The organism is Streptomyces roseus (genome assembly GCF_001044425.1).
Taxonomy (GTDB): domain Bacteria; phylum Actinomycetota; class Actinomycetes; order Streptomycetales; family Streptomycetaceae; genus Streptomyces; species Streptomyces roseus.
In genome coordinates, this window is sequence record NZ_LFML01000015.1 from 49,296 (window position 1) to 76,293 (window position 26,998).

A 26,998-nucleotide genomic window follows, 5' to 3' on the forward strand; every position below is an offset into this window, starting at 1 on the left:
AGGACATGCGCGATCTGATGACGAGCCTGCGCACATGAACGACAGGGCCCCCGCCGCCGGGAACGGCAGCGGGGGCCCTGGAGCTCGTACGGTGGTCCGCACGAAGGGGTACTACTCGGCGGCGAGGGCGGCCTCGGCGTCGAGGGTGACCGCGACGGCCTGGATCACCGAGGCGATCTTGAAGGCCTCCTGGACGGTCTCGCGGTCGACACCGGCCTTGCGCAGGACCTGCTCGTGCGAGTCCAGGCACTGGCCGCAGCCGTTGATCGCGGAGACGGCGAGCGACCACAGCTCGAAGTCGACCTTCTCCACGCCCGGGTTGCCGATGACGTTCATCCGCAGACCGGCCCGCAGCGTGCCGTACTCCGGGTCGGAGAGCAGGTGGCGGGTGCGGTAGAAGACGTTGTTCATCGCCATGATCGCGGCCGCGGACTTGGCGGCGGTGTACGCCTCCGGCGACAGGGCCGCCTTCGCCTCCGGCTCCAGCTCACGCAGGACGCGCGGGGAGCGGGCGGCGATCGCGCAGGACAGGACCGTGCCCCACAGCTGCTGCCCGGTCAGGGTGTCCTGGTTGCCGATGACCGAGCCGAGGTTCAGCTTCAGGTCCTTGGCGAAGTCCGGTATGGCGGACTTGAGGGAGTCGAGGGACATCCGTCACTCACCCGCCAGCAGGGCGCCGGCGTCCAGGGTGCCCTCGCCCTTGTTCCAGTTGCAGGGGCACAGCTCGTCGGTCTGCAGGGCGTCGAGGACCCGCAGGACCTCCTTGGGGTTACGGCCCACGGAACCGGCGGTCACCATCGTGAACTGGATCTCGTTGTTCTGGTCGACGATGAAGACGGCGCGCTGCGCGAAGCCGTCCTCGCCCTGCACGCCACAGGCCTGCATGAGCTCGTGCTTGGAGTCGGCCAGCATCGGGAAGGGCAGGTCACGCAGGTCGGAGTGGTCCTTGCGCCAGGCGTGGTGGACGAACTCGGAGTCGCCGGAGACGCCGAGGATCTGGGCGTCGCGGTCCTGGAACTCCTCGTTCAGCTTGCCGAACGCGGCGATTTCGGTCGGGCAGACGAAGGTGAAGTCCTTCGGCCAGAAGAACACCACGCGCCACTTGCCCTCGTAGGTCTTGTGGTCGATCTGGGCGAACTCGCTGCCGGCTTCGAGCGAGACGCAAGCGGTCAGATCGTAGGTGGGGAACTTGTCACCGACAGTGAGCACGTGCTCTCCTTGCGAGATGGGAAGGTGATCCCTTTTGGGGGCTTTCCCTGCGGGGTTGGACGTGTCTCACATGCTGGCACAAGCAGCATTGATCGCGGAAATCGCAAGCGGTGGTCGCGGTGATCAGGGTTCCCTATCAATGCCTCTTTATGGACAGAGAGCGACGGGGAGCGATCAGTCGGGGGACACCTTTCGGCGCGAGCGCGTCACCGCCTCCGCGGAGGTCCGCCGAGCGGCGCACGGCCCGGCAAGGAGTTCCGCCGGGGCTAGTGTGGTGGCGGGTGATCGGAGGTACCTGTCAGTGGCCGTCGGCAACAGGGGAGCGAAACAGGCGACGCTCGCGCAGCTGCGCGCGTTCGCCGCCGTCGCCGAACACCTGCACTTCCGGGACGCCGCCGCGGCGATCAACATGAGCCAGCCCGCGCTCTCGGGGGCCGTCTCCGCACTGGAGGAGGCCCTCGGCGTCCAGCTGCTGGAGCGCACCACCCGCAAGGTGCTGCTCTCCCCGGCGGGCGAGCGGATCGCCGCCCGGGCCAGGGCCGTCCTCGACGCGATGGGCGGGCTGCTGGAGGAGGCCGAGGCCGTACGGGCCCCCTTCACCGGGATCCTGCGGCTCGGGGTGATCCCCACGGTGGCCCCGTACCTGCTGCCGACCGTGCTCGGGCTGTTCCACCGCCGCTACCCCCGGATGGACCTCCAGGTGCACGAGGAGCAGACCTCCTCGCTGCTGGACGGGCTCGCCGGCGGACGCCTGGACCTGCTGCTGCTCGCGGTGCCGCTCGGCGTCCCCGGCGTCACCGAACTGCCCGTCTTCGACGAGGACTTCGTCCTCCTCGCACCCCGGGAACACCCGCTCGCCGGGCGCCGGGACATCCCGCGCGAGGAACTGCGGGGCCTGCGGCTGCTGCTGCTCGACGAGGGGCACTGCCTGCGCGACCAGGCCCTGGACATCTGCCGCGAGGCGGGCCGGCCCGAGGGGGCGGCCGTCACCACGACCGCCGCCGGGCTGTCCACCCTCGTCCAGCTGGTCGCCGGCGGGCTGGGCGTGACCCTGCTGCCGCGCACCGCGCTGCGGCTGGAGACCGCCCGCAACGAGCACCTGGCCACGGGGTACTTCGCCGAGCCCGCCCCCTCGCGGCGGATCGCGCTGGCCATGCGGACGGGAACGGCCCGGCAGGAGGAGTTCCGGGCCATCGCGGCCGCGCTGCGCGAGGCCGTACGCCCGCTCCCGGTGTGGCCGGCCGAGTAGGGCGGCCCCGCCGGGCGGCCGTACTCGTACGGACCCCCGCGCGCCCGGCGCCACCGCGTGCGCAGCCCGCCGGCGAACCCGTGGTGCAGAGATGACTGCCGGCCTGCCGTGGCGGCCATTCGTAGGGACTTTCGTCGCGCCGGGGACGGATCGGAGCCGGGCCCGCGGGCGGCTGGCACTTTGAGGGCGAAGGGCACTGCCCCGTCCCCGGAAGGCTCCCGGAAGCTCCCGAAAGGCGCGCCATGCACGCACCCCCCACCGACGTCACCGCGCTCCCGCCCCAGCAGTCGACAGAGCCCGCCCCGACGGCCGCGCGGCCGTCTGCCGGATCCCCCGACCGGGTGGCCGGGCCCACGTGGTGGATGTGGGCCATGGCCTCGGGGCTCTTCCTCCTCTACATGCTGCTGTCGCTGCGCACCCATGAGCGGCTGCTGTCGCACGCCTTCGACCTGGCGATCTTCGAGCAGGCCGTGCGCTCGTACGCGGAGGGCCACCTGCCCCTCTCCGAGGTCAAGGGGCCCGGCTTCCCGGTCCTCGGGGACCACTTCTCGCCGGTCCTGGCCGTGCTGGCACCCCTGTACCGGCTGTGGCCCTCGGCGCGGACCCTGCTCGTGGCGCAGGCGGGGCTGATCGCCGTCAGCGTCCTGCCGCTGACCCAGTGGGCGCGCCGGAGCCTCGGCTCCACCGCCGCCCTGGTGCTCGGGCTCTGCTACGGACTCTCGTGGGGCATCGCCAGCGGGGTCGGATTCGACTTCCACGAGTGGGCGTTCGCCGTCCCGCTCCTCGCGTGCTCCCTGAGCGCGCTCGGCGAGGGCCGGCCGCGCGCCGCCGCGTGCTGGGCGCTGCCGCTGGTCCTGGTCAAGGAGGACATGGGGCTGACGGTGGCCGTGGTCGGCCTGCTCATCGCCTGGCGCGGAGGCCGGCGGGCGCGCCGGCTCGGGCTCGGCGTGGCCCTGGCCGGTGTGGCGTCGACGCTGCTGGCGGTGTTGGTGGTGCTGCCCGCGTTCAGTCCGAGCGGCTCGTACTTCTACACGGTGTACGCGGGCGCGTCCGGGGGCGGCCAGGGCGGCGGCTTCGCGGAGGCACTGCGCACGGCCACGATCGGGCTGGTCACCCCCGAGACCAAGGTGACGACCCTGATGCTGGTGCTGGCGCCGACCCTGTTCCTCGCGGTGCGCTCGCCGCTGGTGCTGGTCGCCGTACCGCTGCTGGTGGGCCGGGCCGTCTCGAACAACCCGGCCCACTGGGGCACCGGCTACCACTACTCGCTCACGCTGATGCCGATCGTCTTCGCCGCCTTCGTCGACGCCCTGGGGCGCCGCGGCACCACGGGCGCCGGCCTGCGCCGCTACCTGGCGGGCGCGGCCGGGGTCTGCGCACTGCTGCTGCCGGTGTACTCCCTGGCGCAGGTGGCCTACCCGGAGACCTGGCGGTCCGATCCGCGGATCGCGGCGGCGCACCGGGTGATGGACCGGATCCCGGACGGGGCCACGGTGCAGGCCTCGGACGGGCTGGTGCCGCACCTCTCCGACCGCACGAGCGTCAGCCTCTACGGGTGGCCGGCCAGCCGCCCTGAGCCGCAGTGGATCGTGGTGGACACGCAGGTGCCGCAGCAGCGGCGCTGGCCGCTGTCCGCGACCGACGAGTCCATCGCCCTCGCGGGGGCCCGGGCGCAGGGGTACCGGGTGGTGGCCCAGGAGGCCGGGTTCATCCTCCTCGGCCGGTCCCCGAACACTCCCTAGGTCTCCGGCGGGACGCGGGGGCGGCCGCGGGGCGGGATCGGGGCCGCCCCGCCCGGGAGGCGGCCGGCCTCGGACAGGGCCCGCCGCAGGAGGAACTCGATCTGCGCGTTGGCGCTGCGCAGTTCCTCGCCCGCCCAGCGCGCGAGGGCGTCGTACACCTGCGGATCGAGCCGCAGCAGCACCTGCTTGCGCGCCTGCCGCCCCGCCCGCGCGGCCGGCCGCTCCCGGCCCTCGGCCGCTTGCGGGTCCTGGGGCTCGCCGGCGGGGCTCACTGGTAGAGCGTGCCCGTGTTGACGACCGGCTGGGCGGCCCGGTCGCCGCACAGGACCACCATCAGGTTCGAGACCATGGCGGCCTTGCGCTCCGGATCCAGGTCCACGATGTCCTGCTCCGCCAGCCGGGTCAGAGCCAGTTCGACCATGCCCACCGCCCCTTCCACGATCTGCTTGCGGGCCGCCACGACCGCGCCGGCCTGCTGGCGCTGGAGCATCGCGGAGGCGATCTCCGGAGCGTACGCGAGGTGCGTGAACCGGGACTCTATGATCCGCACGCCGGCCGGCTCCACCCGGGCGTGCAGTTCGAGGGCCAGCTTCTCGGTGATCTCCTCGGCGTTGCCGCGCAGCGAGAGCCCGCCCTCCTCGTGGGCGTCGTACGGGTACTCGATCGCGATGTGCCGCACCGCCGCCTCGGTCTGGGTCTCGACGAACTGCGTGAAGTCCTCCACCTCGAACGACGCCCGCGCGGTGTCCTCCACCCGCCACACCACGACGGCCGCGAGCTCGATCGGGTTGCCGTACGCGTCGTTGACCTTCAGGACGGCCGTCTCGTGGTTGCGGACCCGGGTGGAGATCTTCTCCCGCGAGGTCAGCGGATTGACCCAGCGCAGCCCGTCCGTACGGATCGTCCCCCGGTACCGGCCGAACAGCTGGACCACCCGGGCCTCGCCCGGAGCCACCATGTTCAGCCCGCCCATGGCGACGGCCGAGGCAGCGATGAGGAGGACGCCGAGCACGATCAGTGCCACGTGCGCGGCCGACGCGTCCGAGGCCGCCCCCAGGGCGATCATCCCGGCACCGGCCAGGACCCCCAACAGCCCCAGGAGCAGGGCCAGTCCACCCCCCACGCTGCGTGCCGTGAACTCGCGTACGTCTCCTGCCACAGCAGCCGTCTTTGTCATCATCTGCCCCCATTCGCGCGGTCGCGGCCGGTCGGGCCGCTTAGCAAAGTGATATCACTTTTTCGCGCCGCCGCAACCCTGCGGGCCCGGTGCGCGTCGGTTCCCTTGATGTGGGTGCTGATTCTCACGTCCGAATTGACCGATATTGGCCATGGTTGGCCAACCTTTGTCACAACCTGCGGTGTTAGCTTTCTGAGCTGACGTCGGGGGGGTAATCGAGCGGAGCGGGAGCGATGGGCCGAGCAGAAGCGCGTAAGGCGCAGCAGCGCAGTACGCGACGGGCGCCGCGCGGGCGCGCCACCGGGAAGGGGCGTGCCGGCGAGCGGACCGGCATACGCCGCTTCTTCACATGGAAGAAGATCCTCGGGGCCTTCTTCGGGATCATCCTGCTCGGCATGGGCGCACTCGTCGCCCTCTACTTCTACGTGGACGAGCCCGACCCGAACGCCGACGCACTGACCCAGAGCAACGTCTACAAGTACGCGGACGGCTCGATCATGGCGCGCGACGGCAAGACCAACCGCGAGATCGTGCCGATCAGCCGGATCCCGAAGGACGTCAAGACCGGCTTCATCGCCATCGAGAACAAGTCTTTCTACCAGGACAGCGGCGTCGACCTCCTCGGCATCGGCCGGGGCCTGTTCAACACGGTCACCGGCAAGGGCAAGGCCGGCGGCTCGACGATCACCCAGCAGTACGTCAAGAACTTCTACCTGAATCAGGACCAGACGGCGACGCGCAAGCTCAAGGAGCTGGTGATCTCCCTCAAGGTCGACCAGCGCATGAAGAAGGACGAGATCCTCGCCGGGTACCTGAACACCAGCTACTTCGGCCGCGGCGCGTACGGCATCCAGGCGGCCGCCCAGGCCTACTACGGCGTCGACGTCGACAAGCTGACCCTGGAGCAGGGCGCGTACCTCGCGGCCGTCCTCCAGGCGCCCAGCGACTACGACCTCGCGACCGCGGGCCCGAACGGCACCCGCCTGGTCAAGATCCGCTTCAACGGCGTGCTCGACAACATGGTCGAGATGAAGGCGCTCGACCCGGAGAAGCGCAAGCAGCTCCAGCTCCCGATGCCGATCAAGCCCAAGGCCGCCCCCGGCATGGAGGGCCAGAAGGGCTACCTGAAGCAGGCCGCGGACGCGGAACTGCGCAGGCAGACCGGCATGACCAGCCAGGAACTCCAGGCGGGCGGCTGGGAGATCACCCTCAACATCGACCCCAAGAAGCAGGCCGCGCTGGAGAAGGCCGTCCAGGACGAGCTGGAGTCCCAGATCAACCGCAAGGACCGGCCCGTCGACGCGGCCGTGCAGGCGGGTGCCACCTCCGTGGATCCGAAGACCGGCGCGGTCGTCGCGATGTACGGCGGTACGGGCCTGTCCGACCACTGGGCGAGCAACGCGCTGCGCACCGACTTCCAGCCGGGCTCGACCTTCAAGCCGGTCGTGCTGGCCTCCGCGCTGGAGAACAAGTCCACGACGCACGACGGCAAGCCGATCACGCCGAACGCCCTCTACGACGGCACCAGCAAGCGCCCCGTCGTGGGCAGCGACACCCCGTTCGCCCCGCAGAACCAGGACAACGCGAACTACGGCGACCCGTTCCTCACCGTCCAGGCCGCCACCAACTCCTCCGTGAACTCGGTGTACGCCCAGATGATCGTGGACGTGGGCCCGTCGAAGGTGAAGAAGACGGCGTTGCAGCTCGGCATGAAGGACCGCGACGGCTGGCCGGCCGACAAGCCGGCCATGTCGCTCGGCACCATGAGCGCCAACACCCTGGAGATGGCCGGGGTCTACGCCACCCTCGACGCCCACGGCAAGAAGGTCACCCCGACGGTCATCAAGAGCGCCAAGCACGCCGGCCGCGCGTTCAATCCCGTCGAGTCCGTCGGCGGCCAGGCCGTGACCCGCGAGACCGCCGACACGGTGACCAAGGTGCTCACCGGCGTCGTCAACGACGGTTCCGGCAAGGCCGTCAAGAGCTCCGCCTACGAGGCCGCCGGCAAGACCGGTACCACCGAGTCCAACGTCGCCGCCTGGTTCACCGGGTACACGCCGGAGCTCGTCACCGTCGTCGCGATGTTCGGCGAGGAGCCGGGCACCGCCAAGCAGACCACCCTGACCGGTACCGCCGGCGGTGGCCGAGCGGGTGGTTCCAGCTTCCCTGCCCAGATCTGGAAGGCGTACACGCTGGCCGCGCTCAAGGGCGTGGACACCGGCGAGTTCGACCTCTCCGAGGCGAAGATGGGCGCCTCGCAGACGCCGACCCGCAGCACCTCCCCGTCCTCGTCGAGCTCCTCCTCCGCCAACACGCCGTCGGCGCCGGTCTCGCCTTCGCAGAACAGCCCGGACCCCGGCAAGAGCTCGCCGAACCCGACCAAGAGCCCGACGAAGAGCCCGGATCCGACCAAGAGCCCGGACCCGACGAAGAGCCCGGACCCGACCAAGTCCCCGCCGATCCTCATCCCCTAGCGCGCTCTCAGCCCGCGCCACACACCGCCGCCCCGCAACATCCACGCTGCGGGGCGGCGGTGTCGTATCACCGGGCCGGTCAGCGGCGCTCGGTCGCCCCCGGCAACGGGAGCTCGAACCAGACCACCTTCCCGCTGCTCAGCCGGGTCGCGCCCCAGCGGCGGGCCATCCGGTTGACCAGGAACAGCCCGCGGCCGCCCTCGTCGGTCTCCCGCGCCCGGCGCTGGCGCGGCAGCTGCGGCGAGTCGTCGCCGACCTCGCAGCGCAGTACGTCCGTCCGCAGCAGGCGCAGGGTCACGGGCCGCTCGGCGTACCGCACGGCGTTCGTGACCACCTCGCTGACCAGCAGCTCCAGGGAGTCCTGGAGCTCCTCCAGGCCCCACCGGGTCAGCGCCCGGCGGGCGAACCGGCGGGCCCGCCCCGGAGCGGTCTCCTCCGGGTCCAGGAACCAGTACGCGACGTCGCTGGGCGCGATCCCGTCGAAACGGGCCGCGAGCAGCGCGATGTCGTCGTCCCGGTCGCCCGGGCCGAGCATGTCCAGGACGTCGTCGCAGAGCGCCTCCAGCGGCGGCGGGTGGTCCAGGCCGGTCAGCTGGGCGGTGGTCGCCAGGCGTTCGCGCAGCTGCTCGATGCCCGTCCACACGTCGCGCAGCCGGGACTCCACCAGGCCGTCCGTGTACAGCAGCAGGGTGGCCCCGGCGGGCGCGTCCAGCTCCACGGCCTCGAAGTCCACGCCGCCGACGCCGATGGGGGCGCCCGGGGGTACGCGCAGCACCTCGGCGCGGCCGCCCAGGTGCAGGAGCACGGGCGGCGGGTGGCCGGCGTTGGCGATGGTGATCCGGTGCGAGACCGGGTCGTACACCGCGTACAGGCAGGTGGCCATCCGGTCGGAGCCCAGGCGCTGCGCCTGCTCGTCCAGGTGGTGCAGGACCTCGGCGGGCGGCAGGTCCAGCTGCGCCAGGGTCTGCGCGGTGGTGCGGAGCTGGCCCATGATCGCAGCGGAGGTCATGGAGTGGCCCATGACGTCGCCGACGACCAGCGCGACGCGGCTGCCGGGCAGCGGTATCGCGTCGTACCAGTCGCCGCCGACCCGGGCCGTCTCGGCGGCGGGCAGGTAGCGGGAGGCGAGCCGGACCCCGGTGGGCTGGGGGAGGCTGTCGGGCAGCATCGTGCGCTGGAGCTCGTCGGCGATGTACGCCTCGCGGCCGTACAGGACCGCCTTGTCGATGCCGAGCGCGGTGTGCGTGGCCAGCTGGGCGGCGACCAGGAGGTCGTTCTGCTCGAAGGCGGGCCGCTCGGGGCTGCGCAGGAACACCGCCGAGCCGATGACGCGGCGGCGGCCGCGCAGCGGCGCGAGGATGGCCCGCTGGCCGCGCGGTACGGGGTGCTCGGAGCCGAGCAGTTCCGGCAGCGCGTCCTTGGCCCCGGCGGCGGATCCGAAGACGGGCCGCACGCCGCGCAGGACCTCGGCCAGGGCCCCGCCGGGCCGGATCTCGCAGAGCTCCGCCGCGGGCAGGTCACCCTGCGGGCCGACCAGCGGCAGCTGGCTGAAATCGAGCTCGCCCCCGGCCCCCGCGCCCCCGGCGCCCTCGGCTCCCGTCAGGTCGTCGATCGGCCGGAGCCGGTCGGTGCGGCGCAGCCTTAAAACGACCGGTCCGAGGGGGCGCTCGTCGCCGACCGGGAGGGGGTCGCGCAGGTAGACGAGGATGGCGTCCGAGAAGGTGGGCACGGTGGCCCGGCACAGGCCGAGGACGATCTCGTCGAGGTCGATGCCCCGGGCGATCCGCCGCGTCGCCGCGCCGACGAACCGCAGCCGGTCGCCTTCGCGCCGCGCCACCCCGCCGTCGGGTCCGGCCGCGGCGGGCGCGGGGGCCGCGCCCTCGACGCCGCCGATCTGGATCCCGTACGCCGCCGCGGCGTCCGTACCGCCCTGGCCGCCGTACGCCGGCCCGGCGTCCGCGCCGGGACGTCCCGCGGACGCGGCTCCGGCTTCGGCCCGGGTCTCGCGGGGGCGGGAGGCGCCCGGTATCGGCGCCGGGAGGCCCTCGGACCCGCCGCGGCCCCCGCGGGCCCGTCCGGCGGACACGTCCGCCGGGTCCTCGCCGCGGGCCGCCGCCGCGTGCGCGGCGCTCCGCGCGGCCTCCTCGTCGCGGCCGCGGCGGCCGGCCGCGCCCTGGGCCGCCGTACCGCGTGCGCGGCCGCGCGCCGGCCGGGGCGCGGCGTCCGGTCGGGGCGCGGCGTCCTGCGGGCTCGTGGGTACGCCCTCGCCGCGCGGACGCGGGACGTCCGAGCGGACCGGGTCGTCGCCGGGCACGGCCGAGCCGCGTACGGCCTCGGCCGCGGGGACGGGGGCCTTGCCGTGGCCCGGCTCGTCCGCGCGGCCGCCGGAAGGAGCAGGCATGCCGGGGCCGCCCGGCGCCGGTGTCGCGGCGGCCGCGGCAGGCTGCGGGCCCTCCTGCGAGGTGGGGTACTCCGTCACGCGTGGAATTCCGTCCGTTTGCGCTCGATGTGCGCTGCACTCAACTCGGTCAGTCGCGGTATACCCGCTCTGCGGCGGGGACACCACCGCCCCGCGTTTCCGCGTCCCGCTCGTTACCTCTCGCTCTTTTGACCTCCGGTCAAATCCCGCGTACGGCACGACATTTACGGATCAGGGGCCCCGTGAGCCTCTCGCGCGCGACCCTTGCGGAGGGAGATCTTACGGTTGGAACCCGGGGGCGCATCAAGGGTCTCATGAGGTCATATGCGCCGGAGTGCGGTCCCAGTCCTCGGGCAGGGCCGGAACTCCCCATGCGGGATCCGGCCGCCAGTCCTGCCAGCCGTCCGAGAACGGCGGCCCCCACGCCTTGATCACGCCCACCGCCTCCCGCCCCGCGGCCTGCACCTGACGGGCCTGCTCGGCGTCCATCAGACCGGACCGCTGGGCCTGCGCGAACTCGTCCTCGTCCCGCCACTTCCACGTACGGTCCGGGTACACGGAAATGTCCAGGAAGTGGTCCACGGAGTCCACCCCGCCGGACCACTTGGTCCGCGGCTCCTCGAGGTTGACGTACCAGCTCTTGAACCGCCAGCCGTGGTCCCAGAACAGCCACACCGACCACGGGTCCGCGGGCCGGGCGAGCTTCAGCACGCCGGCGCCGAACCAGCGCGCGCGCACGGTGGTGCGCGGCGCGGTGTAGCGGGTGGCGAGCGGCTCCTCGTGGACGGGGGTGCCGTCGGCCAGCACCGGCTTGACGCACTCGGTGCCGGGGGCCATCCACACCGCCAGCAGGTCGGCGGTGTCCTGCACCACCGTCACGGGGCGGCAGATGTGGACCGCGCCCTTCAGCCCCGGGGCGTGGTCGCGGTAGCGCCACAGGACCTGCTCGCCCGGCCGCCAGCGGGTGCCCTGCGCGTCGCCGCCCCCGCGGCCTCCGGTACCTGTCATGCGCAGATCTTAGGGCGGGGGCCCCTGCGCCCGCTGCGGTGCAGGTCACGGAGGTGCGCGGGGACGGGAAACGACCGGATCCGGCCCCTGGGGAGAAACGTTTTCAGGGCCTGGTCATACGCAGGACGTCGAGGGCCTCGTCCAGCTGTTCCAGCGTCAGGTCGCCCCGGTCCACGTATCCGCCCTCCAGTACGACCTCCCTGATCGTCTTCCGTTCGGCGAGGGACTTCTTGGCGACCTTGGCCGCCTCCTCGTAGCCGATGTACCGGTTCAGCGGGGTCACCACGGAGGGGGAGGACTCGGCGAACTCCCTGGCCCGGGCCGCGTTCGCGGTGATCCCGCCGACCGTTCGGTCGGCCAGCAGACGGCTCGCGTTGCCGAGCAGCCGAATCGACTCCAGCAGGTTTTTGGCCATCACCGGGAGCATCACATTGAGCTCGAAATTGCCGGCCGCGCCCGCGACGGCGACGGTCGTGTCGTTCCCGGTCACCTGAGCGGCGACCATCAGTACGGCCTCCGGAACCACCGGATTGACCTTCCCGGGCATGATCGATGAGCCCGGCTGGAGATCAGGGAGATTGATTTCGGCCAATCCCGTGCGCGGCCCCGAGGCCATCCAGCGCAGATCGTTGGAGATTTTGGTCAGGGACACGGCGATCGTGCGGAGCATCCCCGAGGTCTCCACCAGCGCGTCCCGCGCGCCCTGGGCCTCGAAGTGGTTGCGGGCCTCGGTCAGCGGCAGCCCGGTCGCGGCGGCCACCTCGGCGATCACGGCGGCGGAGAATCCGGGCGGGGTGTTGATCCCGGTGCCCACGGCGGTCCCGCCCAGCGGCAGTTCGGCCAGCCGGGGCAGGGCCGCGCGCAGCCGCTCGACGCCGTAGCGCACCTGGGCGGCGTACCCGCCGAACTCCTGGCCCAGGGTCACCGGGGTGGCGTCCATCAGGTGGGTGCGGCCCGCCTTGACCACCTCGGCGAACTCGGCGGCCTTGCGCTCCAGGGCGGCGGCGAGGTGCTCAAGGGCCGGGATCAGCTCGCGGGTGACGGCGGCGGTCGCCGCGATGTGGATGGACGACGGGAACACGTCGTTGGAGCTCTGCGAGGCGTTGACGTGGTCGTTGGGGTGGACTTCACGGCCGAGCCGCTCGCCGGCGAGGGTGGCGATGACCTCGTTGGTGTTCATGTTGGACGAGGTCCCGGACCCGGTCTGGAACACGTCGACCGGGAAGTGCTCGTCCCAGCGGCCCTCGGCCACCTCGGAGGCGGCGGAGCGGATCGCGTCGGCGATGTCCTCGTCCACCACGCCCAGCTTGGCGTTGACCGCGGCGGCCGCGGCCTTGACAAGGGCGAGCGCCTCGATGTGGGCGCGCTCCAGGCGCTGCCCGGAGATGGGGAAGTTCTCCACCGCGCGCTGGGTCTGGGCCCGCCATTTGGCGTGCGCGGGGACCCGTACCTCGCCCATCGAGTCGTGCTCGATCCGGTAGTCGACCTGATTCTGATCGTGGGTCATGTTCATTGCCTCCTGAAAAAGTTGAGCAATTCTCTTGTTCGAAGTGTTCCCAAGTCCCCTACCGACCAGTAAATACCGTGGGTAACACCGACAGGGGAGACGTTCATGACACGTGTACGTACGAGACCCGGGCTCAGATCTACCGTCGCGGCCGCCGCGGCGATCGCGGCCGCCCTCGGGGGCGTCACCGCCATCACCCCCATGGCCCAGGCCGCCCCTTCCCCCGCGTCCGGCGCGGCCGCCGTCCCGCTCTCGCCCGAGCTGGAGGCCATCCGCGCGGCGGAGGCCGTGAAGATCTACGGCGACCCCGCGATCCGCCCGCTGAACGAGCGCAAGACCGGCCTGATCTCGCTCGGCGACAGCGAGATATCGGGCGAGGGCGTGGGCAACTACGACCCGGCCACCAACACCCCGGACAACCAGTGCCACCGCTCGCCGGACTCCGCGATCCACCGCACCGGCATCCCGGCCGACCTGACCTTCAACGTCGCGTGCTCGGGCGGCTACACCGGCAACATCCGGATCGGCGGCAGCAAGCAGTACGCCGACGAGCTGGTGCAGAGCGACAGCCTCGCCGTCAAGGCGCGGAACACCAAGATCAAGATGGTGCTGCTGGTCGCCGGCGCCAACGACGACCTCCAGTTCGGCCCGGTCATGACCGACTGCGTGACCCGCTGGGTGCTCAGCCAGGGCACTTGCGAGCCCAAGTACGGACCGGGCTGGCAGGCGCGCGTGGACGGCCTGAAGCCCAAGGTGGAGTCCACCGTCGCCGACCTCAAGACGGTCATGCGCGACGCGGGGTACGCGGACTCCGACTACAAGCTCGTCGTGATGGGCTACCCGAGCCCCATCGGCCCCGACTTCTACGACAACCCGAACTTCCCCGGCAAGCTGCCCGGAGGCTGCGCCGGCTACGACTCCGACGCCGCCTGGGGCCGCAACTACGCGGTGCCCTCCTTCGAGAAGGGCATGCGCGCGGCGGCGCTGGCCTCGGGGGCCACGTACCTGGACGGCTCGCGCCTCTTCCAGGGCCACGAGGTGTGCATGGAGGACGCCTGGGCCCGCGGGCTCTACCTGGACCTCGGGGACCACTTCCCGTGGGACGAGAACACCGCCCGCCAGTCCTTCCACCCCAACTACCGCGGCCACGGCGCGTTCGCGTCCTGTCTGACCCAGCTCTACGACTCGGGCCTGCGCGAGGCCTCCTGCGCCGACCCGGCGAGCACGGGCACGCCCGTGCTCCAGGCCGGAGCCTGGGACTCCCTCTACGCGCCGCTGAAGAACGAGGCCACCGGCAACTGCCTCGACGCCAACGGCGGCTCCAGCGCCAACGAAACCAAGGTCATCGGCTGGGACTGCCACGGCGGCCGGAACCAGGGCTGGTGGTACGACCCCGCGCGCAAGTCCGTCCACGTCGAACTCACCCACGACCGCTGCCTGGACGCCCCGGGCGCCAACTACGGCGCCGGTACGGGTCTGATCCTCTGGAACTGCCACGGCGGCGCCAACCAGAGCTGGGTCCGCGACGGCGCCACCCTGCGGCCCGCGGCCGCCCCGGGCATGTGCCTGACCGTGGCCGCCGCCCACGACCAGCTGCGCCTGCAGACCTGCAACGGCTCGGCGACCCAGCGCTTCGCGTAACCCGCCCCGCACCACCCGAACCCCCCCGCACCCGGTCGGCCACGCCGCCGGCCGGGTGTCCTCACCCGGTACCGGGTACCCGGCTCCGGGCACCCGATAGCCGGCTCCGGCACCCGGCTCACAGCCGGCGCAGATGCTCCCGCACCTCGCGCGGCCGATTGGTGATCAAGGTATCCACGCCGAGGCGCACGCACAGCTCGACGTCCTCCGGCTCGTCGACCGTCCAGACGCGCACGCGCAGCCCCTTGGCCTTCAGCCGCGCCACCAGACCCGGGTCCCTGCGCACCAGGTCGATACCGGGACCGGCGTGCCCGGCGAACGGCGGCCGGGCGGGCCGCAGCCGCCGCTCGATGAGGTACACGGCGGGCAGCCCGGGAGCCAGCCGGTTCAGCCGGACCAGGGCGCCCCGCGAGAAGCTCATCACCTCGACCCGGCCGTCGGAGCCGTCGGCGAGCCCGTGCTCCCTGAGCACCCGTACGAGCTCGGCCTCCAGGCGGCCCCCGGCGCGGGTGGGGTGCTTGGTCTCCACGGCCAGCCCGACGGGCCGGTCGGCGGCCAGCGCCTCCTTGAGCAGGTCCTCGAAGAGCAGGACCTGCGCCCCGCGGTGCGCCTCGCCCTTCCAGCCGCCGAAGTCGAGCCCGGCCAGTTCCTCGTACGTCATGGCGGAGACGACCCCGCGCCCGTCGGAGGTCCGCTCGACCCGCCGGTCGTGCACGCACACGAGCCGCCCGTCGGCACTCAGCCGTACGTCGCACTCCAGCGCGTCGGCGCCGTCGTCGATGGCCTGCCGGTAGGCGGCGAGGGTGTGCTCGGGGTGCTCGTGAGAAGCCCCCCGGTGGGCGATGACCCGCACGTCGCGGGCGGTGGCGGGCTGCGCGTACTGCCGATTCATGGACCCCACGCTATCCGCACGCGCCGGACGGCCGGGCTCCCCGTGCCGACCCGGTTACCGAACAGTCCGTTACATCGGCGTGCGGGCCGGCGCCGTCACCCTCACTGCGCTCACCGCCCCGGCCGAGGCAGGCCGGGGCGGGGTCCGGCTACGCCAGGCCCGGGCCGCGGACCGGGATGTGGGTGAACGTGGGCTCCGGGGCGGGATCCCGGAAGAAGTCGTTGCCCTTGTCGTCCACGACGATGAAGGCCGGGAAGTCCTCGACCTCGATCTTCCAGACCGCCTCCATGCCGAGCTCCTCGTACTCCAGGACCTCGACCTTCTTGATGCAGTCCTGGGCGAGGCGCGCCGCGGGGCCGCCGATCGAGCCGAGGTAGAAGCCGCCGTGCGCGGCGCACGCGTCCGTCACCTGCTGCGAGCGGTTGCCCTTGGCCAGCATGACCTTCGAGCCGCCCGCCGCCTGGAACTGCTCGACGTACGAGTCCATGCGGCCGGCCGTCGTCGGGCCGAAGGAGCCCGAGGCGTAGCCCGCGGGGGTCTTCGCCGGGCCGGCGTAGTAGACCGGGTGGTCCTTCAGGTACTGCGGCATCGGCGCGCCCGAGTCCAGCAGCTCCTTGATCTTGGCGTGCGCGATGTCGCGCGCCACGACCAGCGGGCCGGTCAGGGACAGGCGGGTCTTCACCGGGTGCCGGGTGAGCGTGGCGAGGATGTCGTCCATCGGCTGGTTCAGGTCGATCGACACCACGTCCGCCGACTCGTCCAGGTGCTCGTCCGTGGTCTCCGGGAGGAAGCGGGCCGGGTCGCGCTCCAGCTGCTCCAGGAAGACGCCCTCCGCGGTGATCTTCGCGGTGGCCTGGCGGTCCGCCGAGCAGGAGACGGCGATGGCCACCGGCAGCGAGGCGCCGTGGCGCGGCAGGCGGACGACGCGCACGTCGTGGCAGAAGTACTTGCCGCCGAACTGCGCGCCGATGCCGATCTTCTGGGTCAGTTCGAAGACCTGCTGTTCGAGGGCCTCGTCGCGGAAGCCGTGGCCCAGCGCGGAGCCCTCGCGCGGCAGCTCGTCGAGGTAGTGGGCCGAGGCGTACTTCGCGGTCTTGAGCGCGTGCTCCGCCGACGTGCCGCCGACCACGATCGCCAGGTGGTACGGCGGGCAGGCCGCGGTGCCCAGCGAACGGATCTTCTCCTCCAGGAACTTCATCATGGAGGCCTCGTTGAGGACCGCCTTCGTCTCCTGGTAGAGGAAGGACTTGTTGGCCGAGCCGCCGCCCTTGGCCATGAAGAGGAACTTGTACGCGCCGCCGTCCGTCGCGTACAGCTCGATCTGCGCGGGCAGGTTCGAGCCGGTGTTCTTCTCCTCCCACATGGTGAGCGGGGCCATCTGCGAGTAGCGCAGGTTCAGGCGGGTGTACGCGTCGTAGATGCCGCGCGACAGGGCCGCCTCGTCGCCGCCCTCGGTCAGCACGTTCTGGCCGCGCTTGCCCATCACGATCGCCGTGCCCGTGTCCTGGCACATCGGCAGGACGCCGGCCGCCGCGATGTTCGCGTTCTTGAGGAGGTCGAGCGCGACGAACTTGTCGTTCGACGAGGCCTCGGGGTCGTCGATGATCCGGCGCAGCTGGGCGAGGTGCGCGGGGCGCAGGAAGTGCTGGATGTCGTGGATGGCCTCTTCGGCGAGCAGGCGCAGCGCCTCGGGCTCGACCTTGAGGAACGTACGGCCGTCGGCCTCGAACGTCGACACGCCCTCCGATGTCACCAGCCGGTAGGGGGTGGTGTCCTCGCCCAGGGGCAGCAGGTCGGTGTACGCAAACTCTGGCATGACGGCAGTCATTCCTCACTCGGCAGACGGCGCTGGCGACCATTTGGCAGCGCGGCTGTCCAGCGTATGACCTCCGTCCCCGGCCGTGTCTGTGAGGTAAGGCTCACTGTCAACTGCCGAGGTCTATCGCGATCTATCGCGTATCGCTATGCTGGCGGGCGTGGACCTGGAAAAGAAGCCTGCCGCGCCTGCCGCCGCCCCCGCCGAACTGCGGGCCTCCGACGCCGATCGCGACCGGATCGCGCACATCCTGGCCGATGCCCTCGCCGAGGGCCGGCTGACCGCCGACGAGCACTCCGAGCGGCTGGATTCGCTGTACGCCGTGAAGACCGTGGGGGAGCTGGAGGTGCTCGTACGGGACCTCCCGGCACCCGGCGGCCCCGCCGCCGCGCCCGCGTACGGACTGAACCCGGCCCCGGCCCACGCCACCGGCCAGGCCCCCGTCTCGGAGACCGTGGTCGCCGTGTGCAGCAGCTCCACCCGCAAGGGCCGCTGGCGTCCCGGCGCGCACACCCGCGTGGTGTGCGTCCTCGGCGACGTCACCATCGACCTCACCGAGGCCGTCTTCGAGCAGCAGGTGACCGAGATCGAGGTGACGAGCGTGCTCGGGAACGTCGAGGTCACGGTCCCGGAGAACGTGACGCTCCGCGGCTACGGCAGCGGGGTCCTCGGCAACTTCGAGGTGCACGGCGAGGGCCGCGCCGAGAGCACCGACCCGAGCGCGCCGGTGGTGATCATCCGCGGCTTCGCCCTGCTCGGCAACATCGAGGCCCGGCCCAAACCGGGCGCCCGCCTCGTCGACCTGGCGCTCAAGTTGCGCAAGCGCCTCCAGGGGTAGCCTCCGCGCGGCCCCCGGCGCGGGTGCGCGCACGGCCCGACCGGATGCCGCCGACAGCGCGCGGGAGCGTCCGTCAGGAGTGAGCCCCCGCGCGCGGGCGTGCGCGGGGGCGTGACGCCGGGCGCCGACGTCGCGTTTCGGTCGAAGTTCGGCGCGACGGCGCCCCCGGTCCACGCAGTGCTTAGGGGCGCGCACAGCGGGTAGGGACAGCTGCATCGTCTCTCGCTTGCGTATACGTCGTCAGGAGTAGGCCGTGCCGCATCCGCCGCATCAGTCCCTGCAGGTAGCCGCCGTACCGAGCCTTCAGGCGCGTCCGGCCGCAGTACCGAAGCCACGGGTGCCGGCGAGGGAAGACGACGGCCCATGGCATGCGGAGGCGGTGTGCCGCCGGGACGAGGCGGGCCTGTTCTTCGCCCCCTCCAAGGAGCCCACGGCGGCCCGGCTCTCCCGTGAGGAGGCCGCGAAGCGGGTCTGCGCGCGCTGCCCCGTGATGGTCGCCTGCCGCGAGCACGCACTGCTCCAGCCCGAGCCGTACGGGGTGTGGGGCGGGCTCACCGCGGCCGAGCGCCGCGTGGTGCTGGCCCGCCGCAGGCGCCGCGCGGCGGAACTGCGCCAAGCGCCGGGGGCCGGACCGATAGCCGCCGCGGGCTGAGCCCCGTACGTACGACAGCGAGAGGGGCACCCACCGCCGCACGCGGTGGGTGCCCCTCTCGCCGTACCTGCTGCCCTGTTCGCAGGTTCCTACTGGGCGCGGTCGAAGTCGATCGCGCTGTACGCGCGCAGCTTCGACAGCCGGTGGGTCGAGTCGATCTGGCGGATCGTCCCCGACTTCGAGCGCATGACCAGCGAGGACGTGGTCGCGGTCTCCGAGCGGTAGTGGACGCCGCGCAGCAGCTCGCCGTCGGTGATGCCGGTGGCGACGAAGAAGACGTTGTCGCCGGAGACCAGGTCGTTGGTGTGCAGGACCCGGTCCAGGTCGTGGCCCGCGTCGATGGCCTTCTGGCGCTCGGCCTCGTCCTTCGGCCACAGCTTGCCCTGGATCGTGCCGCCGAGGCACTTGATGGCGCAGGCCGAGATGATGCCCTCGGGGGTGCCGCCGATGCCGAGGAGCAGGTCCACGCCGGTGCCCTCGCGGACCGCCATGACCGAGCCCGCGACGTCGCCGTCCGAGATGAACTTGATCCGGGCGCCCGTCTCGCGGATCTCCTTGACGATGCCCTCGTGGCGCGGGCGGTCCAGGATGATCACGGTGACGTCTTCCACGGCCATGTTCTTGGCCTTGGCGACGCGGCGGATGTTGACCGAGACCGGCGCGTTGATGTCGACGAAGTCGGCGGCCTCGGGGCCGGTGACCAGCTTCTCCATGTAGAAGACGGCGGACGGGTCGAACATGGTGCCGCGGTCGGCGGCGGCCAGCACGGCGATGGCGTTCGGCATGCCCTTGGCGTTCAGGGTGGTGCCGTCGATCGGGTCGACGGCGATGTCCACCTCGGCTCCGGTGCCGTCGCCGACCCGCTCGCCGTTGAACAGCATCGGGGCTTCGTCCTTCTCCCCCTCGCCGATGACGACGACGCCGTTCATCGAGACGGTGGAGATCAGGGTCCGCATCGCGTTGACCGCGGCGCCGTCGGCGCCGAGCTTGTCGCCGCGCCCGACCCACCGGCCGGCGGCCATGGCGGCGGCCTCGGTCACCCGGACGAGTTCCAGGGCGAGGTTGCGGTCGGGGGCCTCCGGAGAGACTTCGAGCTGGGGCGGCAGGTTGTGCTCGGTCATCGGAGCGCACCTTTCTGTACGGCGACGGCCGGGAAGTGAGGGTGCTGGAACTCTATCGGTACGTCGACAAATTGAGCAGACCGGGTCACGTATGAGCGGAATATCGGTCAGCCGTTTGGCGTGAGCGGACATCTTGCGTCTTGGCGCGCGGATCCGGGCGGGCGCCGCGCCGACCCCGGCGGAGATCACTCCCGGTCATGGGGGACGATGGTGGCGTGGCAGGTATGAAGGGCAAGCAGACGGTCTGGGACATGGTCCGGTCGCTGGCGGTGATCGGCGTCGTGGTCGCGGGGATCTACATCTTCGTCCCGCATGACGACAAGTCCGATCCGACACACGTGGTCGACTACCGGGTGGAGACGATCACCGCCCGGCGCGCGGCCCCGTATCCGGTGGCGGTGCCCGTGGGGCTCCCCGCGCAGTGGCGCGCGACCTCGGTGACGTACGACCGCAAGGCGGCGAACGCCTGGCACCTGGGCTTCCTGGACCCGAAGGGCCAGTACGTCGCGATCGAGCAGTCGAGCGACGCCTCGGTCAAACACCTGACCTCCGTCACCCAGAAGGCGAAGCCCACCGGGCAGACGCAGCAGATCGGAGACCAGGCGTGGGAGCGCTGGGAGGGCGAGAAGTACGACGCCCTCGTCCGGCAGGAGCAGGGTTACGCCACGGTCGTGACCGGCACGGCCTCCTTCGAGGAGCTGGGCGCGATGGTGGCGGCGCTGGAGTTCAAGCAGGAGACCCAGCAGGCGCCCCGGCAGGGCTCGTAGCGATGGTGTGAACCGACCGTGTGAGCCGGCCGCGCGCCGGTGGTGCGAGTCGGCCGCGCGAGCCGGTCGTACGCAGAAGGCCGCCCCCCGGCATCCGGGGGGCGGCCTTCCGTGTACGTGTCCGGACTCGACTCGGAGCCGGGCGCGGACCCGGCCTCAGACGGTGGTGATGACCTCGTCGAAGCTCAGGCGCGGGGAGCGGTCGAACCAGGCGGCCTCGCCCGGCTTGCCGATGTTGACGACCATGATCGGGGTGTGGTCGGCGTCCAGGAACTCCTTCTGGATGCCGACGAGGTCGGCGCCGGTCATCGGGCCCGCGGCCAGGCCGGCGGCGCGGACGCCCACGATGAAGTAGGCGGCCTGGAGGGCGGCGTTCACCAGTGCGGACTGCTCACGCACCGGGCGCTCGGAGAAGAACATGTCCTTGGCCGGGGGGAAGTGCGGCAGCAGGCGCGGCAGCTCCTCGTGGAACTCGTTGTCCGCGGAGAGGATCGCGACGAGCGGCGCGGCGGCGGTCTTGGCCTGGTTGCCCTCGGCCATGTGCTTCACCAGGCGCTCGCGGGCCTCGGGGGAGCGGACCAGGGTGATGCGCAGCGGCGTGCCGTTGAAGGCGGTGGGGCCGAACTTCACCAGGTCGTAGATCGCCTGGACCTGCTCGTCGGTCACCGGCTCGTCGGAGAACGAGTTGGCGGTGCGGGCCTCGCGGAACAGGAGGTCCTGGGCGGCGGAGTCGAGAACGAGAGACATCGGAAAGCCTTCTTCCATACATGCGGAGGTGAAGCGATGCCCCGACTGTAAGCCGAAAGTTGTAGAATTTTCAACTAAATCCGCTGGGGGATGACTCACATCACGTTTGACGGGCTGCTCAGGCGTCCCGCCCTTCGCTCTCGCCGCCCGCTCCTGCCCCGTCGGCCCCGGCCTCCCGGGCCGCCAGCGCCGAGTCGAGCCGGGCGCGGGCGCCTTCCAGCCAGCGCCGGCAGACCTGCGCGAGCTCCTCGCCGCGCTCCCAGAGCGCGAGCGAGTCCTCCAGGGAGGTACCGCCGGCCTCCAGCTTGCGGACGACCTCGATGAGCTCGTCCCTGGCCTGCTCGTACCCCAACGAGGTATCGGTTTCCGTCATTCCCGTCCCGCCTTGTGTGTGTCGTACATCGAATAGGGGCCCGTTGTTCCGGCCCGATGTTCCGGCCCCGTAATCCGGCCCGGTGCTCCGCCCCGTGTTCCGGCCCGGGTGGCTAGGAGCCCTGCTGCCCGTCCACCCGTACGCAGAACTCGCCCTCGGCCACCCGCGCCCGCAGCACCTCGTCCCCCGAGACCTCCTCCGGCGAGCGCACCACGTGCCCGTCCGCCCGCTGGAGCACCGCGTACCCGCGCTCCAGCGTCGCCGCCGGGGACAGCGCCACCACCCGGGCCAGGGTGTGCGCCAGCTCCGAATCCGCCCGGTCCAACAGGTGCCCGAGCGTCCGCCTGCTACGCCCCAGCAGGGCCTCCAGCTCCGCCTCGCGCGTCTCCACCATCCGCTGGGGATGGACGAAGACCGGCCGGGCCAGCGCGTGCGCGAGCCCGCGCTCCTCCCGGTCGAGCAGCCCGCGCACCGCCCGCAGCCCCCGGCCCTGGAGCTGGCGTACCCGCTCCAGCTCCTCGCCCACGTCCGGGACCACCTTCTTCGCGGCGTCCGTCGGCGTGGAGGCCCGCAGGTCCGCGACGAGGTCCAGCAGCGGGGAGTCCGGCTCGTGCCCGATCGCCGACACCACGGGCGTACGGGCCGCCGCGACCGTCCGCACGACCTCCTCGTCGGAGAACGGCAGCAGGTCCTCGACGCTCCCGCCGCCGCGCGCCACGATGATCACGTCGACCTCGTCCAGGGCGTCGAGCTCCTTGACCGCCCGGATCACCTGGGGCACCGCGTTCACCCCTTGGACCGCCACGTTCCGCACCTCGAAACGGACCGCCGGCCAGCGCCGCCGGGCGTTCTCCAGTACGTCCCGCTCGGCCGCCGAGGCCCGCCCGACCACCAGCCCGATCAGCTGCGGCAGGAACGGCAGCGACTTCTTGCGGTCCAGCGCGAACAGCCCCTCCGAGGCGAGGGAGCGCTTGAGCTTCTCCAGCCGGGCGAGCAATTCGCCGATGCCGACGGGCCGTATCTCCGTCGCCCTCAGCGAGAGCTGCCCGCGCGGGGCGTACCACTCCGGCTTGGCCAGGACGACGACCCGGGCGCCCTCCGTCACCACGTCCGCGACCTCGTCGAAGACCTGGCGGTAGCAGGTGACGCTGAGCGAGATGTCGTGCGAGGGGTCGCGCAGCGTCAGGAACACCACCCCCGCCCCCGGCCGCCGCGAGAGCTGCGTGATCTGCCCCTCCACCCACACCTGACCCAGCCGGTCGATCCAGCCCCCGATGAGCCGGGACACCTTGCCGACCGGCAGCGGCGCGTCAGCCGACGTATTCAGACCCATGTACGCAGGCTATCCGCCCGCGCCGACAGCCACACTGACAGCGCCTCAGCGACCGGCGGCGGGTGTCGGGATCAGGCCGCTCCCGCGCCGCCGCCTCCCCGCCTCGGCTCAGGGCCGCCCCGCGGACGCGCCCCCGACCCCGTCCCGGCGCGCCCCCTGGACCGCGAGGACCGCCAGCCCCACCGCCAGCCAGACCGCGCCCACCACCTGCGCCGTCCGAGCCGCCTCCACGATCACCGCGACCGTCACGGCCGCACCCAGCACCGGCAGCAGCAGGTGCTTCCACCAGACCGGGGCCCCCGCCCCCCGCTTGACCACGAACCAGCCCACCACCGAGGCGTGCAGCAGCGTGAACGCCACCAGCGCGCCCACGTCCACCACCGAGACCAGCTGGTCCAGCCCGTCGTCGCGGCGCGCCGCCCACACCGCCGCGACCAGCGTGATCGTCGCCGCCACCAGCAGCGCCGGCCGCGGGGTGCCGTCCGAGGTGCGCGCGAGCACCCCCGGCAGCCGCCGCTCGCGGGCCATCGCGAACACCAGCCGCCCCGCCGCCGCCTGCCCGGCCAGCGCCGCGAAGGCCGCCCCGATCGCCTTGCTGACCGCGACCAGATCGTGCAGCCAGGTCCCGACCGAGGACTCCACCGCCGTGTAGAACGCCGGGCCCTGCTGCGCCGGATCGGCCGCCAGCTCGGCCGAGGACACCGGCATCAGCAGCGCCGCGAGGTAGCTCTGCACGACGAACAGCACCCCGGCCAGCGCCAGGCAGAACAGCACCGCCCGCGCCACCCGCGCCGAGCCCCCCGTCACCTCCTCCGCGAACGACGCGATCGCGTCGAAGCCGAGGTAGGACAGGACCGCCACCGACACCGCGCCCAGCACCGCCGTCAGGGAGAAGCCCAGCGAGCCGTCCCCGGTCAGCGGGGAGAGCCAGCCGCGCTGCGCCCCGTCCCGTACCAGCACCGTCACCGCGGACACCACGAACACCAGCAGTACCGCGATCTCCATCGCCAGCACGGCGAAACCCGCGCGCGCGGCCGCCCGTACGCCCCACAGGTTCAGCGCGGTGGTCACCAGCACGGCCAGCGCCGTCCACACCCACCGCGAGACCCCCGGGACCAGCGCGTTCATCGCGATCCCGGAGAAGAGGTAGGCGACCGCCGGGATCAGCAGGTAGTCGAGCATCGCCATCCAGCCGGCGATCAGTCCGGGACCCTCGCCGAGTCCCTTGCGGGCGTACGTGAAGACCGAGCCGGCCTGCGGGGCCACCTGGACCATCTGCGCGTAACTGAAGGCCGTGAAGGCCATCGCGACCGTCGCGCAGAGGTAGACGAGCGCGACCGCGCCGTGCGACTTCGCGTCGAGGGTGCCGAAGACCCCGACCGGGGCCATGGGGGCGATGAAGAGCAGCCCGTACACGACCAGGTCCCGGAACCCGAGGCTCCGCCGGAGGGCCGCCTTCGGCGCCGTAGCGGGATCCGTCACGGACGCCATCATTCCTCCGGGGGGCGGTCGGCTCGTACGTTCGCCCCAGTCTGTGCCGAACGGGCGACGCCCGGCCTCCTGGAGACCCCCGTACGATGGACCGCATGACTGCTGCCGCCCCTGTTCCCGCTTCCCGACGCGTCCTGCTCGCCGCCCCGCGCGGCTACTGCGCGGGCGTGGACCGAGCCGTGATCGCCGTCGAGAAGGCCCTTGAGCAGTACGGGGCGCCGGTCTACGTCCGCCACGAGATCGTGCACAACAAGTACGTCGTGCAGACCCTGGAGAGGAAGGGGGCCATCTTCGTCGAGCGGACGGAGGAGGTCCCCGAGGGCTCCATCGTGATGTTCTCCGCGCACGGCGTGGCACCGGTGGTGCACGAGGAGGCGGCGCGCGGCAAGCTGGCGACGATCGACGCGACGTGTCCGCTGGTCACCAAGGTGCACAAGGAAGCCATCCGGTACGCGAACGAGGACTTCGACATCCTCCTCATCGGCCACGAGGGCCACGAGGAGGTCATCGGCACCTCCGGCGAGGCCCCCGACCACATCACGATCGTGGACGGCCCGCACGACGTGGAGAAGGTCACCGTCCGCGACGAGTCCAAGGTCGTCTGGCTGTCGCAGACCACCCTCTCGGTCGACGAGACGATGGAGACGGTCGACGCGCTGAAGACCAAGTTCCCGCTGCTGGTCTCGCCGCCGAGCGACGACATCTGCTACGCCACCTCCAACCGCCAGGCGGCGGTGAAGGTGATGGGCGCCGACTCCGACCTCGTCATCGTCGTCGGCTCCAAGAACTCCTCGAACTCCATCCGCCTCGTCGAGGTCGCCAAGGACGCCGGCGCGCGCGCCGCGCACCTCGTGGACTTCGCGAGCGAGATCGACGAGGCCTGGCTGGAAGGCGTCAGCACGGTCGGCCTGACCTCGGGCGCCTCGGTGCCGGAGGTGCTGGTCGAGGAGGTCCTGGAGTGGCTGGCCGCCCGCGGCTACGCGGACGTGGAGATCGTCAAGACAGCGGAGGAGTCGATCACCTTCTCCCTGCCGAAGGAGCTGCGACGCGACCTGCGCGCCGAAGCGGCCGAGCTGGTCGCCGAGAAGTAGGCCGTTTCGTTTCGTACGGTGAGTCCATGCAGATCTTCGGTGTGGACATCGGCGGTTCCGGGATCAAGGGCGCTCCCGCGGACCTGGACCGTGGCGAACTGGCGCAGGAGCGCCACAAGGTACTGACACCGCAGCCGGCCACCCCCGACGGGGTGGCCGGCTGTGTCGTCGAGGTGGTGCGCCACTTCGGCTGGGACGGCCCGGTGGGGGTGACGTTCCCGGGGGTGGTCACCGGCGGGGTCACCCGTACGGCGGCCAACATGGACAAGGGCTGGATCGGCGTCGACACGGCCGCCCTGCTCTCGCAGCGGCTCGGAGGGCAGCCGGTCACGGTGCTCAACGACGCGGACGCGGCGGGGATCGCGGAGATGACGTACGGCGCGGGCAAGGACCGCGGCGGCACCGTGATCGTGCTGACGCTGGGCACGGGCATCGGCAGTGCGCTGTTCACGGACGGCCGGCTCGTGCCGAACACGGAGCTCGGCCACCTGGAGCTCAAGGGCCACGACGCGGAGAAGCGGGCGTCGGTCAAGGCGAAGGAGGACGGGGAACTGACCTGGGAGCACTGGGCGCACCGGGTGCAGCGGTACCTGGAGCACGTGGAGATGCTCTTCTCCCCGGACCTCTTCATCATCGGCGGCGGTGTCAGCCGCAAGCCGGAGAAGTTCCTTCCGCTGATCCAGGACGTACGGGCCGAGATCGTGCCGGCGAAGCTCCAGAACAACGCGGGGATCGTGGGCGCGGCGATGGCGGCGCGGGGGGCGGCCGACGGGGTGCAATAGGCCGGACTGGCGCATGAGGCCGGACGGGCCCGCCGGGCTTGTACGGCCGGCAGGGACCGCCCGGCCGGCTAGGCGGTCCGGCGGGGGAGTCGGCGCCGGGAGATGAGCACGGCCTTGCGTACGACGACGATCAGCGCGGAGACGAGGGTCCCCCCGTACAGCCAGCCCGCGTGCAGCGACAGGGCGGACACGATGCCCATGACCTCCGCGCCGAAGCCGCCGGAGCCGCCGGAGATCGGCCAGACTCCGGCGGCGAAGGCGATCGGCGCGGAGATCGGCGCGGTGACCAGGTCGGCGGGACGCACCCAGAGGGCGGTGGCGGCCGCCACGGGCAGGAAGAGCAGCCCGTACGCGAGCGGCGAGCCGCCGAAGACCAGCCAGGCGATCCCGCCGGCCAGGGTCATCGCGACGCAGGCGAACAGCCCGCCGCCGAGACCGGTCAGCCGGGGCCGGGGCATCCGTACCCGCCCCCGTACCCGCGCCCGCATCCGCCGGGCCGGCGCGGGCCGGGGCCGGCCGCCGCCGCCCTGCGCGGGTACGCCGCCGATGGGCTGGCCCGCCGGGGCCGGGCGGCGCGAGGGCTGCGGCTGCTGTCGCTGCGGGTGATCCACCGAACGCGTCCTGTAGTGCTCCACCCCACCAAGCTAGGCGGGCCGAGCGCGGTATCGG

The 26,998-nt window shown here is 72.1% G+C and carries 24 protein-coding genes; 9 read left to right on the forward strand and 15 right to left on the reverse strand.

The window, feature by feature from the left end:
* Nucleotides 1–111 precede the first annotated feature (111 nt).
* Both ACS04_RS03940 and ACS04_RS03945 read right to left on the reverse strand, forming a co-directional pair.
* Entirely contained in the window at nucleotides 112–651 is a 540-nt protein-coding gene (locus tag ACS04_RS03940) for an alkyl hydroperoxide reductase (RefSeq protein ID WP_048475063.1), read from the reverse strand.
* A gap of 3 nt (nucleotides 652–654) precedes the next feature.
* Nucleotides 655–1,209 (reverse strand): peroxiredoxin, encoded by a 555-nt coding sequence (locus tag ACS04_RS03945; protein WP_048475064.1) that lies wholly within the window; start codon nucleotides 1,207–1,209, stop codon nucleotides 655–657.
* 301 nt (nucleotides 1,210–1,510) lie between these two features.
* Here ACS04_RS03945 and ACS04_RS03950 point away from each other — a divergent pair, with 301 nt between their 5' ends.
* The gene (locus ACS04_RS03950) at nucleotides 1,511–2,458 is read left to right on the forward strand and encodes a hydrogen peroxide-inducible genes activator (RefSeq protein WP_048475065.1); all 948 of its coding nucleotides are present in this window, start codon (nucleotides 1,511–1,513) and stop codon (nucleotides 2,456–2,458) included.
* Between the two features lie 242 nt (nucleotides 2,459–2,700).
* The gene (locus ACS04_RS03955) at nucleotides 2,701–4,200 is read left to right on the forward strand and encodes a DUF2079 domain-containing protein (protein WP_053080689.1); all 1,500 of its coding nucleotides are present in this window, start codon (nucleotides 2,701–2,703) and stop codon (nucleotides 4,198–4,200) included.
* On the opposite strand, the gene ACS04_RS03960 is transcribed toward ACS04_RS03955, so the two are convergent.
* Together ACS04_RS03960 and ACS04_RS03965 are read right to left on the reverse strand one after the other, a co-directional pair.
* Nucleotides 4,197–4,472 carry a type II toxin-antitoxin system antitoxin gene (locus tag ACS04_RS03960; protein WP_048475066.1) on the reverse strand — a complete coding sequence of 92 codons (276 nt, stop codon included), beginning with the start codon at nucleotides 4,470–4,472 and terminating at the stop codon, nucleotides 4,197–4,199. The genes ACS04_RS03955 and ACS04_RS03960 overlap by 4 nt on opposite strands.
* On the reverse strand, nucleotides 4,469–5,380 hold the full coding sequence (locus ACS04_RS03965) for an SPFH domain-containing protein (protein ID WP_048475067.1): 912 nt from the start codon (nucleotides 5,378–5,380) through the stop codon (nucleotides 4,469–4,471). The genes ACS04_RS03960 and ACS04_RS03965 overlap by 4 nt, the downstream gene beginning before the upstream one ends.
* A 230-nt stretch (nucleotides 5,381–5,610) precedes the next feature.
* Here ACS04_RS03965 and ACS04_RS03970 point away from each other — a divergent pair, with 230 nt between their 5' ends.
* A complete protein-coding gene (locus tag ACS04_RS03970; protein WP_048475068.1) occupies nucleotides 5,611–7,851 on the forward strand; it encodes a transglycosylase domain-containing protein in 2,241 nt (746 codons plus the stop codon).
* A gap of 79 nt (nucleotides 7,852–7,930) precedes the next feature.
* On the opposite strand, the gene ACS04_RS03975 is transcribed toward ACS04_RS03970, so the two are convergent.
* The 3 genes from ACS04_RS03975 to ACS04_RS03985 form a co-directional block, all read right to left on the reverse strand.
* Complete coding sequence (locus ACS04_RS03975) at nucleotides 7,931–10,330, reverse strand: SpoIIE family protein phosphatase (protein ID WP_048475069.1); 2,400 nt, start codon at nucleotides 10,328–10,330, stop codon at nucleotides 7,931–7,933.
* 252 nt (nucleotides 10,331–10,582) lie between these two features.
* Nucleotides 10,583–11,278 carry a cytidylyl-2-hydroxypropylphosphonate hydrolase gene (gene fomD, locus ACS04_RS03980; protein WP_048475070.1) on the reverse strand — a complete coding sequence of 232 codons (696 nt, stop codon included), beginning with the start codon at nucleotides 11,276–11,278 and terminating at the stop codon, nucleotides 10,583–10,585.
* Nucleotides 11,279–11,381: 103 nt separating this feature from the next.
* The gene (locus tag ACS04_RS03985; protein ID WP_048475107.1) at nucleotides 11,382–12,785 is read right to left on the reverse strand and encodes a class II fumarate hydratase; all 1,404 of its coding nucleotides are present in this window, start codon (nucleotides 12,783–12,785) and stop codon (nucleotides 11,382–11,384) included.
* Nucleotides 12,786–12,890: 105 nt separating this feature from the next.
* On the opposite strand from ACS04_RS03985, the gene ACS04_RS03990 reads away from it, so the two are divergent.
* Nucleotides 12,891–14,426: a ricin-type beta-trefoil lectin domain protein gene (locus ACS04_RS03990; protein WP_048475071.1), complete on the forward strand. Its 1,536-nt coding sequence runs from the start codon at nucleotides 12,891–12,893 to the stop codon at nucleotides 14,424–14,426.
* A 118-nt stretch (nucleotides 14,427–14,544) separates the two neighbouring features.
* Here the strand turns inward: ACS04_RS03990 and ACS04_RS03995 are convergent, their stop codons facing one another.
* A complete protein-coding gene (locus ACS04_RS03995; protein WP_048475072.1) occupies nucleotides 14,545–15,318 on the reverse strand; it encodes a glycerophosphodiester phosphodiesterase in 774 nt (257 codons plus the stop codon).
* 148 nt (nucleotides 15,319–15,466) lie between these two features.
* Complete coding sequence (locus ACS04_RS04000) at nucleotides 15,467–17,134, reverse strand: fumarate hydratase (protein WP_048475073.1); 1,668 nt, start codon at nucleotides 17,132–17,134, stop codon at nucleotides 15,467–15,469.
* A 160-nt stretch (nucleotides 17,135–17,294) separates the two neighbouring features.
* Between ACS04_RS04000 and ACS04_RS04005 the strand changes: the two genes are divergently transcribed.
* A complete protein-coding gene (locus tag ACS04_RS04005; RefSeq protein WP_048475108.1) occupies nucleotides 17,295–17,972 on the forward strand; it encodes a DUF1707 SHOCT-like domain-containing protein in 678 nt (225 codons plus the stop codon).
* Between the two features lie 253 nt (nucleotides 17,973–18,225).
* Entirely contained in the window at nucleotides 18,226–18,624 is a 399-nt protein-coding gene (locus ACS04_RS04010) for a WhiB family transcriptional regulator (RefSeq protein ID WP_078622249.1), read from the forward strand.
* A gap of 89 nt (nucleotides 18,625–18,713) precedes the next feature.
* Here the strand turns inward: ACS04_RS04010 and glpX are convergent, their stop codons facing one another.
* Nucleotides 18,714–19,745 carry a class II fructose-bisphosphatase gene (gene glpX / locus ACS04_RS04015; RefSeq protein WP_030159594.1) on the reverse strand — a complete coding sequence of 344 codons (1,032 nt, stop codon included), beginning with the start codon at nucleotides 19,743–19,745 and terminating at the stop codon, nucleotides 18,714–18,716.
* Nucleotides 19,746–19,969: 224 nt separating this feature from the next.
* On the opposite strand from glpX, the gene ACS04_RS04020 reads away from it, so the two are divergent.
* Entirely contained in the window at nucleotides 19,970–20,512 is a 543-nt protein-coding gene (locus tag ACS04_RS04020) for a DUF4245 domain-containing protein (RefSeq protein ID WP_245236272.1), read from the forward strand.
* 156 nt (nucleotides 20,513–20,668) lie between these two features.
* On the opposite strand, the gene ACS04_RS04025 is transcribed toward ACS04_RS04020, so the two are convergent.
* The 4 genes from ACS04_RS04025 to ACS04_RS04040 all read right to left on the reverse strand — a co-directional run bounded on the left by ACS04_RS04025 (nucleotide 20,669) and on the right by ACS04_RS04040 (nucleotide 24,456).
* Nucleotides 20,669–21,259 carry a malonic semialdehyde reductase gene (locus ACS04_RS04025; protein WP_048475075.1) on the reverse strand — a complete coding sequence of 197 codons (591 nt, stop codon included), beginning with the start codon at nucleotides 21,257–21,259 and terminating at the stop codon, nucleotides 20,669–20,671.
* Nucleotides 21,260–21,377: 118 nt separating this feature from the next.
* The gene (locus ACS04_RS04030; RefSeq protein WP_048475076.1) at nucleotides 21,378–21,632 is read right to left on the reverse strand and encodes an exodeoxyribonuclease VII small subunit; all 255 of its coding nucleotides are present in this window, start codon (nucleotides 21,630–21,632) and stop codon (nucleotides 21,378–21,380) included.
* 112 nt (nucleotides 21,633–21,744) lie between these two features.
* Nucleotides 21,745–22,965 (reverse strand): exodeoxyribonuclease VII large subunit, encoded by a 1,221-nt coding sequence (gene xseA / locus ACS04_RS04035; RefSeq protein WP_048475077.1) that lies wholly within the window; start codon nucleotides 22,963–22,965, stop codon nucleotides 21,745–21,747.
* Between the two features lie 108 nt (nucleotides 22,966–23,073).
* Complete coding sequence (locus ACS04_RS04040) at nucleotides 23,074–24,456, reverse strand: APC family permease (RefSeq protein ID WP_107438525.1); 1,383 nt, start codon at nucleotides 24,454–24,456, stop codon at nucleotides 23,074–23,076.
* Nucleotides 24,457–24,542: 86 nt separating this feature from the next.
* On the opposite strand from ACS04_RS04040, the gene ACS04_RS04045 reads away from it, so the two are divergent.
* A complete protein-coding gene (locus tag ACS04_RS04045) occupies nucleotides 24,543–25,547 on the forward strand; it encodes a 4-hydroxy-3-methylbut-2-enyl diphosphate reductase (RefSeq protein WP_078864399.1) in 1,005 nt (334 codons plus the stop codon).
* A 26-nt stretch (nucleotides 25,548–25,573) separates the two neighbouring features.
* On the forward strand, nucleotides 25,574–26,329 hold the full coding sequence (gene ppgK, locus ACS04_RS04050) for a polyphosphate--glucose phosphotransferase (protein WP_048475079.1): 756 nt from the start codon (nucleotides 25,574–25,576) through the stop codon (nucleotides 26,327–26,329).
* Between the two features lie 68 nt (nucleotides 26,330–26,397).
* Here ppgK and ACS04_RS38570 read toward each other — a convergent pair whose 3' ends face one another.
* A complete protein-coding gene (locus ACS04_RS38570) occupies nucleotides 26,398–26,964 on the reverse strand; it encodes a DUF6542 domain-containing protein (RefSeq protein ID WP_048475080.1) in 567 nt (188 codons plus the stop codon).
* Between the last annotated feature and the right edge of the window lie 34 nt (nucleotides 26,965–26,998).

Bases quoted from the DNA above. Each gene is read 5' to 3' on its own strand.
- ACS04_RS03940 (WP_048475063.1), bottom strand. From the start codon at position 651: ATGTCCCTCGACTCCCTCAAGTCCGCCATACCGGACTTCGCCAAGGAC.
- ACS04_RS03955 (WP_053080689.1), top strand. From the start codon at position 2,701: ATGCACGCACCCCCCACCGACGTCACCGCGCTCCCGCCCCAGCAGTCG.
- ACS04_RS03965 (WP_048475067.1), bottom strand. From the start codon at position 5,380: ATGATGACAAAGACGGCTGCTGTGGCAGGAGACGTACGCGAGTTCACG.
- ACS04_RS03970 (WP_048475068.1), top strand. From the start codon at position 5,611: ATGGGCCGAGCAGAAGCGCGTAAGGCGCAGCAGCGCAGTACGCGACGG.
- fomD (WP_048475070.1), bottom strand. From the start codon at position 11,278: ATGACAGGTACCGGAGGCCGCGGGGGCGGCGACGCGCAGGGCACCCGC.
- ACS04_RS03985 (WP_048475107.1), bottom strand. From the start codon at position 12,785: ATGACCCACGATCAGAATCAGGTCGACTACCGGATCGAGCACGACTCG.
- ACS04_RS03990 (WP_048475071.1), top strand. From the start codon at position 12,891: ATGACACGTGTACGTACGAGACCCGGGCTCAGATCTACCGTCGCGGCC.
- ACS04_RS03995 (WP_048475072.1), bottom strand. From the start codon at position 15,318: ATGAATCGGCAGTACGCGCAGCCCGCCACCGCCCGCGACGTGCGGGTC.
- ACS04_RS04000 (WP_048475073.1), bottom strand. From the start codon at position 17,134: ATGCCAGAGTTTGCGTACACCGACCTGCTGCCCCTGGGCGAGGACACC.
- glpX (WP_030159594.1), bottom strand. From the start codon at position 19,745: ATGACCGAGCACAACCTGCCGCCCCAGCTCGAAGTCTCTCCGGAGGCC.
- ACS04_RS04020 (WP_245236272.1), top strand. From the start codon at position 19,970: ATGAAGGGCAAGCAGACGGTCTGGGACATGGTCCGGTCGCTGGCGGTG.
- ACS04_RS04025 (WP_048475075.1), bottom strand. From the start codon at position 21,259: ATGTCTCTCGTTCTCGACTCCGCCGCCCAGGACCTCCTGTTCCGCGAG.
- ACS04_RS04030 (WP_048475076.1), bottom strand. From the start codon at position 21,632: ATGACGGAAACCGATACCTCGTTGGGGTACGAGCAGGCCAGGGACGAG.
- xseA (WP_048475077.1), bottom strand. From the start codon at position 22,965: ATGGGTCTGAATACGTCGGCTGACGCGCCGCTGCCGGTCGGCAAGGTG.
- ACS04_RS04040 (WP_107438525.1), bottom strand. From the start codon at position 24,456: ATGGCGTCCGTGACGGATCCCGCTACGGCGCCGAAGGCGGCCCTCCGG.
- ACS04_RS04045 (WP_078864399.1), top strand. From the start codon at position 24,543: ATGGACCGCATGACTGCTGCCGCCCCTGTTCCCGCTTCCCGACGCGTC.
- ppgK (WP_048475079.1), top strand. From the start codon at position 25,574: ATGCAGATCTTCGGTGTGGACATCGGCGGTTCCGGGATCAAGGGCGCT.